The organism is Cutibacterium sp. KBN10P07758 (assembly GCF_050286205.1).
In the GTDB taxonomy this organism is placed as follows: domain Bacteria; phylum Actinomycetota; class Actinomycetes; order Propionibacteriales; family Propionibacteriaceae; genus Cutibacterium; species Cutibacterium acnes.
Window position 1 is genome coordinate 2121820 of the sequence record NZ_JBNNQV010000001.1, and the last position, 16738, is coordinate 2138557.

At 60.4% G+C, this 16738-nt stretch carries 17 protein-coding genes and 1 riboswitch; of the genes, 12 read left to right on the top strand and 5 right to left on the bottom strand.

The window, feature by feature from the left end; genetic code table 11:
• The 3 genes from ACOYO3_RS10495 to ACOYO3_RS10505 are packed head-to-tail and all read right to left on the bottom strand — an operon-like array spanning window position 1 to window position 2870.
• On the bottom strand, window positions 1-1386 hold the full coding sequence (locus tag ACOYO3_RS10495) for a sugar transferase (protein WP_002524693.1): 1386 nt from the start codon (window positions 1384-1386) through the stop codon (window positions 1-3).
• A gap of 40 nt (window positions 1387-1426) precedes the next feature.
• Window positions 1427-2368, bottom strand: coding sequence for a YgfZ/GcvT domain-containing protein (locus tag ACOYO3_RS10500; protein WP_002524692.1), 942 nt, complete (start codon window positions 2366-2368; stop codon window positions 1427-1429).
• Window position 2369: 1 nt separating this feature from the next.
• Window positions 2370-2870 carry an FABP family protein gene (locus tag ACOYO3_RS10505; protein WP_002517150.1) on the bottom strand — a complete coding sequence of 167 codons (501 nt, stop codon included), beginning with the start codon at window positions 2868-2870 and terminating at the stop codon, window positions 2370-2372.
• A gap of 195 nt (window positions 2871-3065) precedes the next feature.
• On the opposite strand from ACOYO3_RS10505, the gene dtd reads away from it, so the two are divergent.
• Window positions 3066-3503 (top strand): D-aminoacyl-tRNA deacylase, encoded by a 438-nt coding sequence (gene dtd, locus ACOYO3_RS10510; RefSeq protein ID WP_002517054.1) that lies wholly within the window; start codon window positions 3066-3068, stop codon window positions 3501-3503.
• A 14-nt stretch (window positions 3504-3517) separates the two neighbouring features.
• On the opposite strand, the gene ACOYO3_RS10515 is transcribed toward dtd, so the two are convergent.
• The gene (locus ACOYO3_RS10515) at window positions 3518-4402 is read right to left on the bottom strand and encodes an NADase-type glycan-binding domain-containing protein (protein WP_002518733.1); all 885 of its coding nucleotides are present in this window, start codon (window positions 4400-4402) and stop codon (window positions 3518-3520) included.
• A 58-nt stretch (window positions 4403-4460) separates the two neighbouring features.
• Between ACOYO3_RS10515 and ACOYO3_RS10520 the strand changes: the two genes are divergently transcribed.
• The 10 genes from ACOYO3_RS10520 (at window position 4461) to ACOYO3_RS10565 (ending at window position 15637) form a co-directional block, all read left to right on the top strand.
• Window positions 4461-5174 (top strand): winged helix-turn-helix transcriptional regulator, encoded by a 714-nt coding sequence (locus tag ACOYO3_RS10520; RefSeq protein ID WP_002517181.1) that lies wholly within the window; start codon window positions 4461-4463, stop codon window positions 5172-5174.
• 121 nt (window positions 5175-5295) lie between these two features.
• Entirely contained in the window at window positions 5296-7401 is a 2106-nt protein-coding gene (locus ACOYO3_RS10525; RefSeq protein WP_002517234.1) for an RNA degradosome polyphosphate kinase, read from the top strand.
• Window positions 7402-7408: 7 nt separating this feature from the next.
• Complete coding sequence (locus ACOYO3_RS10530; RefSeq protein WP_002517143.1) at window positions 7409-8350, top strand: NUDIX hydrolase; 942 nt, start codon at window positions 7409-7411, stop codon at window positions 8348-8350.
• A gap of 172 nt (window positions 8351-8522) precedes the next feature.
• Complete coding sequence (pstS, locus tag ACOYO3_RS10535) at window positions 8523-9674, top strand: phosphate ABC transporter substrate-binding protein PstS (protein ID WP_002517294.1); 1152 nt, start codon at window positions 8523-8525, stop codon at window positions 9672-9674.
• A 108-nt stretch (window positions 9675-9782) separates the two neighbouring features.
• On the top strand, window positions 9783-10787 hold the full coding sequence (gene pstC / locus ACOYO3_RS10540) for a phosphate ABC transporter permease subunit PstC (protein ID WP_002524691.1): 1005 nt from the start codon (window positions 9783-9785) through the stop codon (window positions 10785-10787).
• Window positions 10784-11710, top strand: a complete 927-nt coding sequence (gene pstA, locus ACOYO3_RS10545; RefSeq protein WP_002517290.1) for a phosphate ABC transporter permease PstA — start codon at window positions 10784-10786, stop codon at window positions 11708-11710. The genes pstC and pstA overlap by 4 nt, the downstream gene beginning before the upstream one ends.
• A gap of 18 nt (window positions 11711-11728) precedes the next feature.
• Window positions 11729-12505: a phosphate ABC transporter ATP-binding protein PstB gene (gene pstB / locus ACOYO3_RS10550; protein ID WP_002513066.1), complete on the top strand. Its 777-nt coding sequence runs from the start codon at window positions 11729-11731 to the stop codon at window positions 12503-12505.
• A 226-nt stretch (window positions 12506-12731) separates the two neighbouring features.
• Window positions 12732-13619 (top strand): siderophore-interacting protein, encoded by an 888-nt coding sequence (locus ACOYO3_RS10555; RefSeq protein WP_002524690.1) that lies wholly within the window; start codon window positions 12732-12734, stop codon window positions 13617-13619.
• A 63-nt stretch (window positions 13620-13682) separates the two neighbouring features.
• Window positions 13683-13800, top strand: a riboswitch (cobalamin riboswitch).
• Between the two features lie 47 nt (window positions 13801-13847).
• Window positions 13848-14882, top strand: a complete 1035-nt coding sequence (locus ACOYO3_RS10560) for a FecCD family ABC transporter permease (protein ID WP_427305883.1) — start codon at window positions 13848-13850, stop codon at window positions 14880-14882.
• On the top strand, window positions 14879-15637 hold the full coding sequence (locus ACOYO3_RS10565; protein WP_002517171.1) for an ABC transporter ATP-binding protein: 759 nt from the start codon (window positions 14879-14881) through the stop codon (window positions 15635-15637). The genes ACOYO3_RS10560 and ACOYO3_RS10565 overlap by 4 nt, the downstream gene beginning before the upstream one ends.
• 22 nt (window positions 15638-15659) lie before the next feature.
• Here the strand turns inward: ACOYO3_RS10565 and ACOYO3_RS10570 are convergent, their stop codons facing one another.
• Window positions 15660-15845 carry a hypothetical protein gene (locus ACOYO3_RS10570; protein WP_002520007.1) on the bottom strand — a complete coding sequence of 62 codons (186 nt, stop codon included), beginning with the start codon at window positions 15843-15845 and terminating at the stop codon, window positions 15660-15662.
• Here ACOYO3_RS10570 and ACOYO3_RS10575 point away from each other — a divergent pair.
• Entirely contained in the window at window positions 15844-16665 is an 822-nt protein-coding gene (locus ACOYO3_RS10575) for an ABC transporter substrate-binding protein (RefSeq protein WP_002524689.1), read from the top strand. The genes ACOYO3_RS10570 and ACOYO3_RS10575 overlap by 2 nt on opposite strands.
• Window positions 16666-16738: the final 73 nt, after the last annotated feature.

A 16738-nucleotide genomic window follows, 5' to 3' on the forward strand; every position in this document is an offset into this window, starting at 1 on the left:
TCAGTTCAGCTGCTGGACCTCCGCGGGCAGGTGGATGTTCTCGTCGGGCTCAGCTGTCTCGTCAACACCTCGCGAAGAGACCTTGTCGAAGAGGATCTTGATGGTCTGGATCATGATCTTGACGTCCAGAACAAGTGAGTACTGCTTGATGTAAATAAGATCGAAGTTGAGTTTGGCGGCGAAGTCTGAAGCGTATTTACCGTAGACCTGCGCGTACCCGGTGATGCCAGCGCGCACGTTGTGCCGCAATGTGTAGTGGGCGTTCTGCTCTTGGAACTGGTCGACGAAGAAGGGTCGTTCGGGGCGAGGACCGACGATCGACATGTCGCCGATGAGCACGTTAATGAGCTGCGGGATCTCGTCGATGCGCAAGCTACGCAAGTATTTGCCCACCGTGGTCACGCGCGGGTCGTTGGTAGTGGCCAACATGGGGCCGGACTCTTTTTCGGCCATCACACCCATAGAACGGAATTTGAGGATCTTGAACTCGCGCCCGTCCTTAGTGATGCGGGTCTGACGGTAGAAAACCGGACCGGGAGAGCTGGCTTTCACCAGGATCGCGGTGACGAACATAATTGGCGACGCGACAACCAGGGCGATTAGCGACAGTAAAATGTCAAAGAACCTCTTGACAATATCCATTTCTGCCGGAATCTTAAATGGGCTCGCAGCAATGATCGTCTCATCTTCAATCGACATTATTGTCGGATTGATGAGCATCATATGCTCAAACGAGGTGGACATGAAGATTTCCTTATCCTCACTCAGCAGCAGATCATAAATAGCGACTCGCTCAGAGGAAGGAATATCGTCAGAAACGTGGGCAGTATCAAACTCGTTGATATGAGATCGAATCTGCTCCAAGTAGTGGCCACGCACCACATGAGTAAGGCGATGACGGGTCGCCTTATTCGCCATGTAGTTCATGACGGCCCGGTTAAGCATCTCAGGAGGACCGAGCAACATCACCCGCTTAGCCCCTCGTAGATGGCGATAGGCTACGACCTCGACACTGCGCCACACAAGGAGCAAGACGATGCCGACCACCAAGTTGATGAGAAGGACCGACCGCGGGAAGGCAAACCATCGCCCAAAGAAGGTCAACGCCATAATCACGATAGTCACCATGACCTGGTCGACAACCGCGATAATTCCTATATCTAACAATGTCTTGTTATACAGGACGTAAACACCAGACAAGACATTGATAATAAGGAACGCAATAACCGACGCCATGAGCGCGGCTTTTCCGTCATCTAGATTTCGCTGCGGAATGACCATTCCGAAACGCATCCAGAATGACAAAAAGATGCCGACCGCAAAGACGATGGCGTCAATGAGGACCGTCACCAATTTCTGGGTGCGGTTGAAATAATCCTTCTTCACGTACTTCCTCCTCGACCCTGGTGGGCACAGGGGCACAGACTCACACTACCGGGCAGACGTGCAAGCCAACTTCAGGATCGACGAGGGGCTGCTGACCCGCCGCGATCCCGTCGACTTCCAGCTCCAGACCGACATCGACACCACGACGCACTAGGGCCAAACCGATCGGACCGTCGACGCCATGGTTGGCGGACGACCCCATGGCCCCGACCCGACGCCCACCAGCGTGGATGTCGGCACCGACCTCGGGAAGTTCGGCGCGCGAGCCGTCGAGCTGCAGCAGAGTCAACCGACGCGGCGGGCGCCCCAGGTTGTACACCCGGGCAACCGTCTCCTGGCCGCGGTAACACCCTTTATCCATATGAGTGCCGTAGAGACCAATCTCATTAGGGATGGTTCGATCGTCGGTATCCAGCCCAATCCGCGGAATGCCGGCAGCAATCCGTAACGCCTCCCAGGCCAGCACCCCGACCGGATCGGCATCCCCAGGGATCTCGGCGTCAACGGGCAGGATCACCTCGTGTCCACCGGCCACCTCCGAGTCGAGGACCACGCCATCGGAAACGGCGAAGTCATGGCCGAACCATCGGACGGTCATGTCCGGGCGCAACGCAACTTCGACCCTCATCATGAAGCACATGGAGTCCAGCCACGCCGCCAGATCAGCCCCGCGACCCGGCTCCGTCCAGGCCCAAAAGGTCTGGCCATCATCAACGCCGTGCAAGACGTGCTCAACATGGCCGGTCGGCGATAATACGAGGCTCGTCGTAGTGCGCCCCGGTTCCATGCCGTCAAGAAACTGTGACGTCAAAGAGTGCAGCCAGCCCAGCCGGTCGACACCGGAGATTGCCAGCACCTCGCGATTGGATAGCTCGACGCTCCCACCTCCGTCGACCATCAGGCGCTGCTCAGCGATCGGGTTCCTCATGTGGGAGACCAGACCGGTGTCCGGACCGTCGGTCAGCAATACCGGATCAGACATCTCAAGACCTCTTGAGGCGAGCCCACATGTAGGGCTGCAGGGGGGCATCGACGGTGGCCCGGTCGAAGGTCCATAACAGATCGCCTTCGACCTGACCATAGAGACGCTGCCCGCCGGTGTAGGGCACCAGGGCCTCCTCAGTACGAGCCACCGCGTCGGTGACCAGCTCGATCTTGGCGCCGTCGATGTTCCCGGTCCACACCTCGGCCCAGCCCTCCGGGGCAGCCATCAGGACATCGACCTTGCGAGTGTCGACGTTGGGACGCCAGAAACCGGTCTCCATACGCAACGGTGCGGCCGGGGTGCCGTCGGGATTCATGGTGAACGTTTGGCAGATGTAGTGCAAGTAGTCCCCACCATTGTCAGTGAAGTCGACCTGGCACCCGAAACTGAACTCACCGTCGTCTGGAGTGTTTCCGTGTCCCTCCCCCTCCCAGTGGCCGATCATCCAGGCCAAGGGCATGAGATCACGATTCAGGTCGTCAGGAATCTGGAAAGGCATGGGTCCTCGTGTCGTCGTAGATTTTCGGGAAAGACGGAGCGATGGCCGTGCTCAGCCTCGCCAAGCTGCGATCAGAGCCCTGGTCACAGCAACCAGCGGTAACACGGCACCCACCACCGCAACGGTCACCAGAACCACAAGATCAGCTTCAGCCACGTCACGATTCTACGAGGTCAGCTGCGTAGACTCGATTCCATGCGGGTCGTCATACAGAGAGCAACCAGTGCCGAGGTCGTCGTCGAGGGCCGGACGGTCGGGTCACTGACGACTCCCGGGCTGGTGGTGCTCGTCGGGGTCACCGGTACCGACACCGCCACCACGGCCGAAAAACTGGCCGAGAAAGTGTGGGGGCTGCGCATCCTGTCCGAGGAGAAATCTGCCAGCGACCTTAATGCCCCGCTGCTCGTCGTCAGCCAGTTCACCCTCTACGCCAGTACCCGTAAGGGGCGCCGCCCGTCGTGGAGTGCTGCGGCACCCGGGCCGGTGTCCGAGCCGCTGGTGGACCACTTCGTAACCCACCTGCGCAGCTTGGGAGCCCACGTCGAGACCGGAATCTTCGGTGCCGATATGAAGGTGGGTCTAGTCAACGACGGCCCGATGACGATTCTCATCGACACCGATGATTGGCACTGAACAATCCGTACAACTCAAGATTCCTCGTACAACTGCACCGATGAGATGAGCACCGAGTCCCGGGTGGGCTCGCCGAGCGAACCGGGTTGGGTCGACGCGATGATGGTGAGGGTGATGTCCCCCTTGACAGTACGTGGGGCGATCATGACCTTCTGCAGATCTTGATCGTCATCGGTGAAATCCTGGTTGAACCACGTCCCGTCAGGCATCGTCCAACGCACCGTGCGCACGCGGCGGTATTGCGGATAGAGGTCGACGTTTCCGAACACCTTCGCATAGCCGTTGATCATCCCCACACCAACAATCCGGGAGGGGTGGGGCAGAGTGAGGGTGATCTGCTGACCCTCGCCCGAACCGTTGCACCGCCACGCCGTCTCCGGCTTGTCGTCGACCACGTACTTAGCGTCATAGCGAACCAATTCATGCCGAGAGCCAACCGCAGGGTCGGACACGCACGATGCCGTGGCTTTCACACCGCCAATCGCCTTGACCTTCCCTTGGTATGGCATGTCTGCTGTGGAGGTCGACGCAGGCACCAAGGCCCTAGGGGCGATTTGCGCCGCGCCGGTGCTGTCACGGGACTGGGTGATGAAGGTACCTAGCACCAATCCGACGACTAGCGCAGCCGCCACCCCCAGGATCCAGATCGGGAAATGCCGGTGATGTGAGGACGCCGAGGCGCCAGTAGCACGGGCGTGACCAACCACCACACTCGGCCCGGTGTCATCGGTCAGGACGCGAATTGTGCCGCTAGTCGTTGAGGAGATCGGAGTCTCCTCGGAGTCCGCATGACGAGAAGGCGGATTTTCGTTTTCTTGAGGCCCCTCAACGCTCTCCGCCGGACAGGGTTCGCCCGGCCCGGACTCCTCCTCATCCGGACGGAACCACTCGTCAGGCATCCTCGTCACGACACAAATCGTAGTGCCGATATTGTGAGACGGCTCGGTCCCCCGTGGGATGATGGGATGCGACATCGTTGACGACATGATCTCGAACAACGCGATTTCAGCATGGGAGGGCATCCGGATGGCACGACTGTCCTTGCTGGGTCCGTTAGATGCCCCGCTACCTCAGGCCTTGGAACTGTTACCGCACAGCATCTCTCGCTACGACGACCTGAAGGAATGCATGTCTCATCTGGAAGGGGTCGACGTCGTGCTCGTCGACTGCCACGACGAACCGGCCAAGGCGCGCGAGGCTTGTCTGCGGCTGTCCTGTCACGAGAGACGAGTGCCGGTCCTGCTGTTGGTCGGCTCCGACACTCTCTCGGTCATCAGCCCCGACTGGGGAATGGACGACTTTCTGTGCGATTCGGCAACCCCATCGGAAGCCGAGACCCGGCTTCGCTGTCTGTTTACGATCCAGGTCACCAACCAGCTCGTGGCCGGACCGTTCACCGTCGACGAGGACGGGTACACAGCAAGTGTCGGGGACAAGGACCTTGATCTCACCTACACCGAGTTCGAGCTGCTGAAGTACCTCGTCGGACACCCCGGTAGAGTACTTACCCGAGACCTCCTGTTGTCAGACGTGTGGGGTTACGACTACTACGGTGGTACCCGGACCGTAGACGTCCATATCCGTCGTCTGCGCGCCAAAGTCGGCCCAGAGTACGAAGGCCACATCCAAACGGTGCGGTCGGTGGGCTACCGATTCCAGGCGGAACGTTAAATTCGCTCGGACGGTAGGGCCAACTGAAAGTTGCACGCCCTGCAAGCGGGCTCCGTCCGATAGATTGAATGCAGCTGCGCTCACCCGATGGTGAGCGGACGAATCTCCAAGGAGTGTGTCCATGGCCAAGAAGCCCACCCCCGGGACTTCCCCGTCTTCTCCCGACGAGCTGCCGGAGGGTCGCTACAGCGATCGTGAGCTATCGTGGCTCGCCTTCAACGAACGGGTGCTGGATCTTGCGCGCGATACCGAACGCATCCCTCTGCTCGAGAGAGCGAAGTTTCTGGCCATTTTCTCGTCCAACCTCGACGAATTTTTCATGGTGCGAGTCGCCGGTCTCAAACGCCGTATCGACGCTGGAGTCGCCGTGCCTTCCGTCGCTGGGATGCTACCCCGTGAGCTCCACGATGCCATTCTGGCCCGCACCCATGACCTAGTTTCTGAACAATCTCGGGTATTCGCTGAGGAGGTGCGCCCCGGGCTGGTAGATGAAGGCATTGAGATCCTGCGTTGGGCCGAGCTGTCCGATGATGAAAAGGGCCGCATGCGCACCTTGTTCTCGGAACGGATTTTCCCCATTCTTACCCCCTTAGCCGTCGACCCATCCCACCCCTTCCCGTACATTCGCGGCCTATCGATCAACCTGGCCGTCATGCTGGCAAATCCCATTACTGGCGCAGAGCAGTTCGCTCGGGTCAAAGTGCCGTCGGTGCTGCCTCGGCTGGTCAACCTGGGCGAGGGACGATTCCTTCCGCTAGAGGAAATCATCAGTCGTCACCTCGACCAACTGTTCACCGGCATGCACGTGCTGCAACACACCACCTTCCGCGTCACTCGAAACGAAGACCTCGAGGTCGAGGAGGATGACGCCGAGAACCTGCTGTTCGCTCTCGAGAAGGAGCTGCTGCGCCGCAAGGTGGGCCGCCCTCCGGTGCGATTGGAGGTCCAGGACGACATTTCCGCGGAGATGCTCGAGCTACTCACCCGTGAACTTGACATCAGAGACAAGGAGGTCTTCCGGCTGCCGGCCCCACTGGACCTGACCGGCCTGTTCTCGCTGGCCGACGTCGACCGCGACGATCTGTCCTACCCGAACTTCCTGCCCATCACGCATCCGCACTTGGCCGAGGTGGAGACGGCTCGCCCAGCCGACATGTTTGCCGCGATCCGTCGTCGCGACGTGCTCGTCCATCACCCCTACGACTCCTTCGCCACCAGCGTGCAGCGGTTCATCGAGCAAGCTGCTCAAGACCCCCAGGTGCTGGCCATCAAACAAACCCTGTACCGCACTTCCGGCGACTCCCCCATCATTGACGCCCTCGTCGATGCCGCCGAGGCTGGCAAGCAGGTGCTGGCGGTCGTGGAGATTAAGGCGAGGTTCGACGAACAGGCCAACATCACCTGGGCCCGACTGCTGGAACGGGCCGGAGTCCACGTCGTTTACGGCATGGTGGGCCTCAAGACCCACTGCAAGTTGGCCATGGTAATCCGCGACGAGGGCGAAGGGTTGCGCCGCTACGCCCACATCGGCACCGGAAACTACAATCCCAAGACGGCTCGCCAGTACGAGGACCTCGGTCTACTAACCTCCAACCCGATCATTACCGAAGACGTCGCGAGGCTGTTTAATCACCTATCCGGGATGACGGCTGAGAAACGTTACCGCCGTCTCCTGGTAGCCCCTGAAAGCATCCGGAGCGGCATCATCGACGCGATTGAGCGCGAGATCGACAATAAGAAGGCTGGGTTGCCTGCCGGAGTGAGGATCAAGGTCAACTCCATCGTCGATGAGCGCGTCATCGACGCCCTTTACCGCGCCTCCCGCGCCGGTGTTCCAGTAGACCTGTGGGTACGTGGTATTTGCTCTATCAGACCGGGGGTTCCCGGGCTCAGTGAGAACATCCGGGTCATCTCTATCCTGGGCCGGTTCCTAGAACACTCCCGCATCTTCTGGTTCGCCAACGGTGGTCGCCCGATGGTGGCAATCGGCTCAGCCGATCTCATGCACCGCAACCTGGACCGCCGGGTAGAAGCCCTTGTCGGCTTGTCCAACAAGCAGCACGTGGCGGAGGTTGAAGAGATGTTCGACATGGCCTTCGACCCAGGTACGGTGTCGTGGCACCTGCAGGATCGCACTTGGACCGAGGTGTCACGCGGACCGGACGACATCCCCCTAACTGACTTACAAGAAGAACTCATCCGACGCACCCGCGACAGGAGGCGGTGAAACCGAGATGGGGGGACACAAGGGGCCTATCCAGGCAGCTGGCGCCGTCGTACTACGCGACATTGATGACGGGGCTCGTGAAGTACTCGTCGTCCATCGTCCCAGTTACGACGACCTTTCCCTACCTAAGGGAAAACTCGAACCTGGCGAGGATCTTCCCACCACTGCAGTGCGCGAAGTGGCCGAGGAAACCGGCATTAATATCCGGTTGACGATGCCTCTGCAACCCATCGAGTACACCGTCAAATACTCCACACGTGACGGCAAGCCAAAGTCGCGCGCCAAAGTCGTCTCCTGGTGGCTAGGGGTCGCCATCGGAGGGTCCATTGAGAATGCGACAGCCAGTCCTGAGGAGATCGATGGCGCCTTCTGGATGCCAACCGACCAGGCTCTTGAGCGCCTCACCTATCCCACCGACGTCCAGGTGCTCGAGGAGGCCCTCGACTTGCCGTCGACGTCAACAATCATCCTGGTACGACATGGCAAAGCTGTCTCACGCAAAGAGTGGAACTCCCGTAAGAGACACGGTAAAGACGCCACACGCCCGTTGGAAAGGCGCGGTCGCCGTCAGGCCAAGGCCTTGGCCGACTTGCTGAGCGCCTTTGGGGTGGCCCGCCTTGCAAGCTCATCATCGACGCGATGTATGCAAACTCTTCAGCCATATGCCGACACCATTGGAGCGCAGATCACCGGGCTTGATGCTCTGAGCGAGGAGACACACGAAGCCGACCCCCACAAGGCGACGTCAGCTATGAGAAAAATTATTGGCCGCGCGTTGGCAGACCCCAACCAACCAATTGCCATTTGTGGCCATCGTCCGGTACTGCCGACGATGCGAGACGCCCTTGGCGGGGCGAATCGCCCTATGTCAACTGCGGAGTGCCTGATTGTTCACCTCGATGAAACGGGACGCACAATCCGCCAAGAGTGGCACTCATCACGGTACTAAACCAGCAGGTCACAAACTGCGTCTTAGGCGATTTCCTTCGGTCAAAGTGGCGACGGTGTTCACGTTGCGTTCACCTTGACGCGATCCCTGCGACATTTCCAAACCCTAACGTCATCCCTGTACCAAGGACCGCAACGGCGGCCCCAGTACATCACTCGAAGAAGGATGTGCCGTGAATCGTTTCGCCAAAATCACTGCCCTGGCTGCTATCAGCGCCATCTCCCTCACCGCTTGTGGTGCCAATGGTGACAAGGGTTCCAGTTCTGCCTCGTCCTCCAAGACCACCTCGACTGCCAGCTCCGCCGCCCAGCCCAGCGATTCCTCGGCTGACGCTGTCTCGTTCAAGCCCGCCTGCCCTGGTGGCAGCATCTCCGGTGCTGGTTCCTCGGCTCAGCTGAACGCCATCAACCAAGTTATTTCCGACTACAAGGCTGCCTGTTCCTCAGCAACCGTCAACTACTCCCCCACCGGCTCCGGCGCTGGCGTGAAGTCCTTCATCGGTAGGCAAACCGACTGGGCCGGTTCTGACTCCGTCCTCAACGCTGACAAGGGGGAGCCTGATAAGGCCAAGCAGCGCTGCAACGCCGACCCATGGCACCTCCCGATGGCTGCTGGCCCGATTGCCGTGGTCTACAACGTCGACGGCGTCAAAGATCTAACCCTCTCCACCGCGACCCTCGCCAAGATTTTCTCCGGCGCCATCACAAACTGGAACGACGACGCCATCAAGAAGGAGAACCCGAAAGCCGCGTTGCCGTCGGCCCAGATCGAGGTGTTTTACCGCAAGGACGAGTCGGGCACCACCGACAACTTCACCAAGTTCCTCAACAAGGCGGCCGGTGACATCTGGACTGAGAAGCACTCCAAGACATGGAAAGGTGCGGGCAAGGGCGCCGATAAGTCGGCCGGCATCGCCCAGGCTGTCAAGAGCACCAAGAACTCGATCTCGTACGACGAGTGGTCCTACGCTACAAAGAACAGCCTCGACATGGCCGCCATCGATAACGGAAACGGTCCGGTCAAGCTGACCGGTGAGTCTGCCGGTAAGGCCGTCTCGGCCGCTAAGGTCGTCGGACAGGGCCATGACCTGCAGCTCGAGCTCCAGTACAAGAACACCCCGGCGGGCGTGTATCCGGCCGTTCTCGTAACCTACGAGATCGCTTGTTCCAAGGGCCAGGACTCCGGCAAGGCCGCGCTCTTGAAGGACTTCCTGTCCTTCTACGCTTCTGAGAGGGAGCAGAAGAAGATCCAGGACCTTGGTTACGCTCCGCTACCCTCCGACGTTGCTTCGAAGGTTCTGGGTTCCGCCCAGGCCCTCTCCTGATTGACTCTCTGCCCGGGGACAAGCGCCCCGGCGCGCCGGGGCGGGAGGACGCCAGTCGTCTTCCCGCCCCTCACCACAACACGACCATGATCGCGACGAAGGAAGCCCATGGCTGAAACCACATCGCCGGCACAGCGGAAACTCACGGCGGCATCCCGCATGAAGCCGGTGTCGCGGGTCGGGGACACGATTTTCGCTGGCGCCTCGTCGGTTATTGCCATAGCCCTGGCCATCATCGTCATCCTGATGTTCGTCTTCCTCATGAAGACGGCAGCCCCAACATTGTTGGCTAACACCGATAACTTTTTCACGTCCCGGGCTTGGACAACGGATCAGAACCCGCCGGCCTTTGGTATCCAGGCCCTGCTATGGACGACAGTCATCTCATCCCTGCTTGCCCTGCTCATCGCAGTGCCACTCTCGGTGGGCATCGCTCTGTTTATCACCCAACTCGCACCCAGGAAGCTCGCTAGCCCGGTCGCGTTCGTCGTCGATTTGCTGGCGGCAGTCCCCTCGATCGTCTTCGGTCTGTGGGGCGGCATCGTCTTCGGATCGTCGGGAATCATCAACGGTTTACGCGGGGCCATAATCAAAGCGCTCGGCTGGATTCCGATCTTTTCCGAGGATCCGTCGTGGTCCTCGGCTACTGGCACGGTCTACCTTGCCAGTCTCGTCCTGGCCATCATGATCCTGCCAATTATCACTGCTGTTAGCCGCGACGTCATGGCCCAGACGCCCCATGATCAAGTCGAGGCCGCGCTCGCCCTCGGATCGACGCGCTGGGAGGTCATCAAGCTTGCAGTGCTCCCCCACTCGCGGTCCGGCATCATTTCCGGATCCATGTTGGGTCTAGGACGCGCCCTCGGCGAGACCCTGGCTGTCACCCTCATCCTGCAGACGATGAGCACCATGGCGCTCAAACAGAACCTCAACCTGTCGATCTTCGTCGGTGGTGAGACATTCGCGTCGAAGATTGCCGGTAACTTCTCCGAGGCCATTAGCGATCCCACCTCGCTGGGTGCCCTCGTGGCGTCGGCCCTGGCCCTGTTCGTCATTACCTTCGTGGTCAACGCGACTGCCCGGTTGATTGCGGCGAAGGGGGTTAAGCGATGAGCGCCACCACCCCTGACCACATCACCCACCATGGCGACAACACGCCCGGACAGCTAGATCTCTCCCGCCCGTCTGGTAAACGGACTATCAAGAGCGGCTGCGCCTCAGCATTCATGATCGTGGCCACCGTACTGGCTGTTATCCCACTGGCCTGGCTGCTCTTCGCGGCCGTCCGGCGCGGCATCGGATCACTATTCCACGCGTCGTGGTGGACCCACTCGATGGATCCCTCCTTCGACTTGGCCGAGCAGGGCGCCATCCACGCTATCGTCGGAACCCTTGAAATTGGCCTTATTACATCGATTATCTCGGTACCGATCGCTCTGATGACCGCGATCTTCCTAGTCGAGTACGCCCGCGGAACTAAGATCGCCAAGGTCATTAGCTTCGCCGTCGACGTGCTAACCGGTGTACCTTCAATCGTCGCGGCCCTCTTCGTCTTCGCCGTAGTCGTTACCACCTTCGGTGGCACCCAATCCGCGTGGGCCTCCTCGTTGGCCCTCATGATCCTCATGGTTCCGACGGTGCTGCGATCAACCGAGGAAATGCTCAAGCTCGTGCCAGACTCTTTGCGTGAGGCCTCCTTCGCCCTGGGCGTCTCTCAATGGAAGACGATCATGAAGGTCGTCTTGCCAACCTCCATGACTGGCATCCTCACCGGTATCGTGCTGGGCTTAGCTCGAGTTATGGGCGAAACGGCTCCGCTGATCGTGTTGCTGCAGTTCAACACCGAGTTGACCTTTAATCCGTCAACACCAAACTTCGCGACGCTGCCGACCGTCATCACTAACGCTTACACCCAGGGCGGCGTCGATACCCCGGTGGTGTGGGGAGCCGCTATTACCCTCATCATCCTGGTCATGGGACTCAACCTCATTGCCCGTCGGATCTCCCGCCGCTACATGCGCCGCATGGGCAAGTGACATGAAAGTGAGCTGCATATGGCAAAGCGCATCGAGACCAAAGACCTCGACATTTACTACGGGTCCTTCCACGCCGTCGAGTCGGTAAACCTGATCGTCGAGCCTCGCACTGTGACGGCCTTCATTGGCCCGTCCGGGTGTGGCAAGTCGACGGTGCTGCGGACCCTCAATCGCATGCACGAGGTCATTCCAGGTGCCTACTGCACCGGCAAGGTGGAGCTCGACGGGGTTGACCTGTACGGCAAAGGCGTCGACCCGGTGGCCGTGCGACGCAATGTTGGCATGGTCTTCCAGCGAGCCAACCCCTTCCCGGCAATGTCCATCCGAGATAACGTCGTAGCAGGGCTGAAGCTCAACGGCGTACGTGACAACAAATTACTCGATGAGGCTTGTGAGAAGTCGCTACGCGGCGCCAACCTGTGGGACGAGGTCAAGGACCGCCTGGAGCGCTCCGGCGCTTCCCTTTCGGGTGGCCAGCAGCAACGACTGTGCATCGCCCGAGCCATTGCCGTCGAGCCCGAGGTCCTACTCATGGACGAGCCCTGCTCGGCCCTGGACCCGATCTCAACCCTAGCCATCGAGGATCTTGTCAGTGAGCTCAAGGAGCGCTTCACCGTGGTGATCGTAACCCACAACATGCAGCAGGCTGCCCGGGTTTCTGATCAGACCGCCTTCTTTAACCTGAAAGCTCAGGGAGAGCCCGGTCGTCTCGTCGAGATCGACACCACCGAGCGAATTTTCTCCAACCCAAAGGAAAAAGCCACTGAGGATTACATCTCGGGCCGCTTCGGCTGAGAGACCTCGACAGCTCCATCACACCGCTGCGTTTCAACCAGCATGGCAACGAATGTCTCCGCGCTGACCTGACCGGCTTCCCCTTGCTCGATTCCTAATCTTAGGGTTGACTAACAGCGCCAGCACTCACCGGAGCTGCTCGCTGAACACCGCTGCCCCAGGATCATTAACGATCCGGAGACCGCCTCACCGATCGTCATTCCCCTCGAAATCCTGGAGACCCACCATGGCTGAGTACCGTCCCTACCTCATGAGGTTGTCGTCGCGAAGCCTCGTCGAGCCCAATTTCATCCGACTCATTCTCACCGGCGACGAGGTGCGATTCCCCCAGCCGTGCCTTGATCGGCGGATCAAACTGCTGTTCATCGGGGAGCATCCAAACCCGGCGCTCACCGATCCCAAGGTCGGAGACGGCTGGTACCAGCTCTGGCTCGACGATCCCGCCCGGCCCGAGATGCGCACGTACACCGTGCGCCGGGTGATAGAGAACGGCATCGTCATTGATGTCGCCTGCCACGACGGGGACGGCCCGGGGCACAGGTTTGCCACCAGTGCTCCGTTGGGCAGTCAGGTACTCGTCATCGGGTTGGACGCCACCGCCCCAGGAGCAGAGCAGACCGGTATCGATTTCCACCCCGGGGATGCTAAACGGCTGCTGATCCTGGGTGACGACGCTGCTGCACCCGCAGTGTGCTCGATCCTGGAGCAACTGCCCACCCATGCGGCAGAGGTCGAGGCCGTGGTGGAGGTACCACAGCTGGCCCGGAAGATCGAAGCCGGCCCGGACGGCCACTGGACCGACTCGCGCGGCAATCGGATCAACATTAGGTGGCAGGAGCGGTTAAGCGAGCGAGGGGACCGTCTGGCCGAGGCCATCGAGGACCACCTGCATCGGTTCCCATTGCCGCGCTGCCAACAGGACTCTCCTGAGGAGGGACCCGACGATCTGTTGTGGGACACCCCTGCTAGCCCGCCGCAAGAGTTTTACTCGTGGATTGCCGGCGAGTCCACAATGGTGCGACGCCTGCGACGGATCCTCGTCAACGATCACGGCGTCGATCGTCGTCACATCGCCTTCATGGGCTATTGGAGACACGGCAGCGCGGGGATGTGAGTGCGCCGGTTCAGCCAGATGAGGTAGTACTAAAGGTTGTGCTAAAGTACCGCCGTCCGACGCAGGGAACCCCGTGAGAATCGGGGACTGACGCGCAGCGGTAACGCAGACGGGCGAGTAGCAAGCCACTGGGAACAACCCGGGAAGGCGCTCGTTCGGATGATGCCAAGTCCGAAAACCTCCCGGACCACACTTACCCGACGGCCACGCGACTCGGCCCCAACGAGGATGGCTTTCTTGGTTCGATCCCTGCATCGCCGCACACCAGTGCGATTCATTCTGCTGGTGGCGTTGCTCGTCCTCACCCCAGTGCTGTCTATCGCCTTCGGCGCCGCCCCAGTGCCCATAGGCCAGGTGCTCGGGGTCTTAGCCGATCACTGCGGACTACCAGTCCACCTCTCCTGGGACTCCATCACCGATGCCATCGTCTGGCAGAACCGAATGCCACGGATAGTCACTGGGCTGGGGGTAGGAGCGATCCTGGGAGCGGCCGGGGTGACCCTGCAAGCGGTGGTACGCAATCCGCTCGCTGAGCCGTATGTGTTGGGAGTCAGCGCCGGAGCGTCGTCGGGGGCTGCCACAGCAATCATCCTCGTCGGTATCTCCTCAACTTTCGGAGTGGCCGGCATGGCGTTTCTGGGAGCTCTTGCCTCAACCGCCATCGTGTTGTTCATGGGCGGCGGGCGCAACTCGTCGACCCTTCGCCTCATCCTGGCCGGACTCGCAGTGGGATTCGTGTTCCAAGCTCTCACCAACTTCATTATCTTCTCGTCCGACTCTCCCGAGACCGCCCGGGCGGTAATGTTCTGGACCCTCGGCGATCTGTCCCGGGCCAGCTGGGCCCAAGGGTGGACGAGCATCGTCGTGGCGGTCGTGCTCTCTATACTCTTGTGGATCTGTGCTCCGTGGCTCGACGCCCTGGCCTCCGGTGATTCCACAGCCACTGCAGTGGGAATCGACCCGGCGATGATCCGCGTCCTGCTCCTCGTCCCCGTTTCGGCCGGGGTCGCGATCGCCGTCGCGATTTCGGGCGGGATCGGTTTCGTCGGGTTGGTGATCCCCCACCTCATGCGTTCCTTCATCGGACACGGCCACCGCCGTCTGGTCGTCTCCTCAGCAATTGCAGCAGCGACCTTCCTGGTGTGGGCGGACACGTTTTCCCGCACAGTCTTCAGCCCGGCGGAGCTGCCGATCGGCGTCATCACCGGTCTACTCGGCGCACCCTTCCTGCTCGTACTCGTAAAGAGGGAGACGTTGGCATGATCAATGCCTCTCAGCTGGTAGTCCGACGCGGGCAACGAATCGTTTTAGAGAACATCGATTTTTCCGCAGGCCAAGGGGTGACGGTGGGGGTCGTCGGCCCCAACGGTGCCGGAAAGTCCACGTTGCTGTCGGCCCTCTATCGCAACGTCTCGATCGCCTCGGGGCAGGTCACGGTCAGTGACCACGATCTAGCCTCGATGAGTCGACGGGAGATCGCCCGCGAGGTGGCCGTCGTCTCCCAGACCCCCGATCCATCCTTGCCACTGACAGTTCGAGACACCGTTGCCCTCGGTCGACTGCCGCACCGGTCCCTCATGGGATACGGGGACGCTGCAGATCGCAACATCGTCGAAGAGGCCCTAACCCGTACCGACCTCACCGACCTGGCTGACCGACTCGTCACCCAACTGTCTGGCGGGGAGCGTCAGCGGGTGCTCGTCGCTCGGGCCATTGCCCAACAAGCCGGCCATCTCCTTCTTGACGAACCCACCAATCACCTTGACATCGGCCATCAGTTCGCCCTGCTCGACCTCGTCCGAACCATCAAGGCAACCACCGTCATCGTGCTACATGACCTCAATCTGGCTGCCCGGGTATGCGACCAGCTGGTGCTCCTCGCCGAGAAGCATCTGGTCGCCACCGGCTCCTGCGAAGACGTCCTGCAGCCCGATCTGCTTTCGAAGGTCTATGAGGTGAACGTCGAACGGATCACCCACAACGGCCACATCCATCTTTTGTTTAACCCACCACGATGAAGGAGAACATCATGTCCACCCCTCACACTCGCCGTCGCGCGACTCGTGTCACGGCAGCAGTCCTCACCGGCCTGTGCGCGATATCTATGAGCGCCTGCGCCGGATCATCGACCGAGAAGTCGTCCTCGTCCAGCTCGGGGCCAGCCCGCACCGTCATGAGCTGCAACGAGAAGCTCACCTTCACCAGTGTTCCCAAACGAGTCATCATGCTCGGCGACACCGACGCCTCCACCATGAATGCTCTCGGGGTGCTCGATCATGTTGTCGCACGGGCCGGTCGGATCAAGGAGGGGGCCTACGACGCCAAGACCCTTGCCAAGCTCAAGGCCATCCCAACAATCGCCTCGCAGGAGCTGAACACCGGCGGTGTCAAAGTGTCCACCGAGACGATCCTGGACCAACACGCTGACCTCGTCATCGGTTACGACACCGGGGTCGACCGCGACGCCCTGCGCAAGTCCGGCGTCAAGATGTACAGCACCGACGCCATGTGCACCGACAAGAAACCGCCGGCTCCCGCCACCTTCTCCCAGGTCAAGGACGAGGTGACCAAGGTCGGACAGATTTTTGACGTTCCGGATAAGGCAAAACAGGTCAACAAAGAGCTCGACGCCAAGATCTCCACAATCCAGAAGCAGACCGCTTCTGGGGCCAAAGCCAATGCCGTCGCCCTGTACATCACCCCGGGTAGCACCGAGTTTTACACCTACGGTTCTTCGAGCATGATTGAACCGATGTTTGCCGCCAACGGTCTGCGCAATATGTACCACTCAAACACCACGCGGGTCTTCGACGCCGACATGGAGGACCTCCTGCATAAGAACCCGGAGTGGATTGTGCTGTTGGCCGGTGATGGCGCGATGTCGAAGGTGGAACCGACCTTCCTATCCTTCAAAGGAGCCAAGGAGCTTAAGGCCGTCAAGAAAGGTCACGTGGTGACGATGTCCTTTTCGCTGACCGATCCCCCGACCCCGCTGACGATCACCGGCACCGAGAAGCTGCACGATCTCATCAAGGACAAGAAGTGACCACGATGAGTTCATGAGGGCGCACCGTCTCTCATCCCCGAGTGCCCGCAGCGGAGCATTCGGGGATGCGGGC

Excerpts from the sequence above, each read along its gene's own strand:
- ACOYO3_RS10500 (WP_002524692.1), bottom strand. The coding sequence starts at position 2,368 with ATGTCTGATCCGGTATTGCTGACCGACGGTCCGGACACCGGTCTGGTC.
- ACOYO3_RS10505 (WP_002517150.1), bottom strand. The coding sequence starts at position 2,870 with ATGCCTTTCCAGATTCCTGACGACCTGAATCGTGATCTCATGCCCTTG.
- dtd (WP_002517054.1), top strand. The coding sequence starts at position 3,066 with ATGCGGGTCGTCATACAGAGAGCAACCAGTGCCGAGGTCGTCGTCGAG.
- ACOYO3_RS10515 (WP_002518733.1), bottom strand. The coding sequence starts at position 4,402 with ATGCCTGACGAGTGGTTCCGTCCGGATGAGGAGGAGTCCGGGCCGGGC.
- ACOYO3_RS10520 (WP_002517181.1), top strand. The coding sequence starts at position 4,461 with ATGATGGGATGCGACATCGTTGACGACATGATCTCGAACAACGCGATT.
- ACOYO3_RS10525 (WP_002517234.1), top strand. The coding sequence starts at position 5,296 with ATGGCCAAGAAGCCCACCCCCGGGACTTCCCCGTCTTCTCCCGACGAG.
- ACOYO3_RS10530 (WP_002517143.1), top strand. The coding sequence starts at position 7,409 with ATGGGGGGACACAAGGGGCCTATCCAGGCAGCTGGCGCCGTCGTACTA.
- pstC (WP_002524691.1), top strand. The coding sequence starts at position 9,783 with ATGGCTGAAACCACATCGCCGGCACAGCGGAAACTCACGGCGGCATCC.
- pstA (WP_002517290.1), top strand. The coding sequence starts at position 10,784 with ATGAGCGCCACCACCCCTGACCACATCACCCACCATGGCGACAACACG.
- pstB (WP_002513066.1), top strand. The coding sequence starts at position 11,729 with ATGGCAAAGCGCATCGAGACCAAAGACCTCGACATTTACTACGGGTCC.
- ACOYO3_RS10555 (WP_002524690.1), top strand. The coding sequence starts at position 12,732 with ATGGCTGAGTACCGTCCCTACCTCATGAGGTTGTCGTCGCGAAGCCTC.
- ACOYO3_RS10560 (WP_427305883.1), top strand. The coding sequence starts at position 13,848 with ATGGCTTTCTTGGTTCGATCCCTGCATCGCCGCACACCAGTGCGATTC.
- ACOYO3_RS10565 (WP_002517171.1), top strand. The coding sequence starts at position 14,879 with ATGATCAATGCCTCTCAGCTGGTAGTCCGACGCGGGCAACGAATCGTT.
- ACOYO3_RS10575 (WP_002524689.1), top strand. The coding sequence starts at position 15,844 with ATGCTCGGCGACACCGACGCCTCCACCATGAATGCTCTCGGGGTGCTC.
- ACOYO3_RS10570 (WP_002520007.1), bottom strand. The coding sequence starts at position 15,845 with ATGATGACTCGTTTGGGAACACTGGTGAAGGTGAGCTTCTCGTTGCAG.